The following is a 524-nucleotide window of genomic DNA, read 5'->3' as shown; positions in this document are numbered from 1 at the left end:
GCGGCATGCAGCAGCGGCTGGTAGGCCAGGGTGAATTCTTCGCGCTCGATCGCGCCCAGCAGCGCGTGCTCGATTTCCAGCTTGCGCTGGATGCGCATCAACGCATCCTGGCTGTAGTACTGGTAGGTGTTGCGGCCCGCTTCCTTGGCCGCGTACATCGCCGCGTCGGCGGCGCGCAGCAGTGAGTCGAAATCGGTGCGGCCTTCATCCAGCATGGCGATGCCGACGCTGGCGCCGACCTTGAGCGTGGTCTCGCCACGCTGCAGCGGTTCGGCCAGCGAGGCGATCAGTTTGCGCGCCACATGACCGGCGTCTTCCGGCTCGGCCAAGTCGCGCAATACCACGATGAACTCGTCGCCGCTGAAACGGCCGAACAGATCGGCGTTGCGCAGGTTCTGGTGCAGGCGCGACGCCGCGGCCTTGAGCAGTGCGTCGCCGGTGGCGTGGCCGAAGGTGTCGTTGATGGTCTTGGAGCCATCCAGGTCGATGAACAGCATCGCCAGCGGCGCGCCACGGTCACGGGC

At 66.6% G+C, this 524-nt stretch carries 1 protein-coding gene; it reads right to left on the bottom strand.

Annotated elements, in window-relative coordinates:
* A partial coding sequence (locus ACXJKJ_RS32130; protein ID WP_457395801.1) for a diguanylate cyclase domain-containing protein occupies positions 1–524 on the bottom strand: 524 nt, incomplete at both ends.

The organism is Roseateles sp. P5_E1, assembly GCF_054049335.1.
The sequence above is the reverse complement of the archived record's forward strand: the minus strand, read 5'-3'. Positions and strand labels throughout refer to the sequence as shown.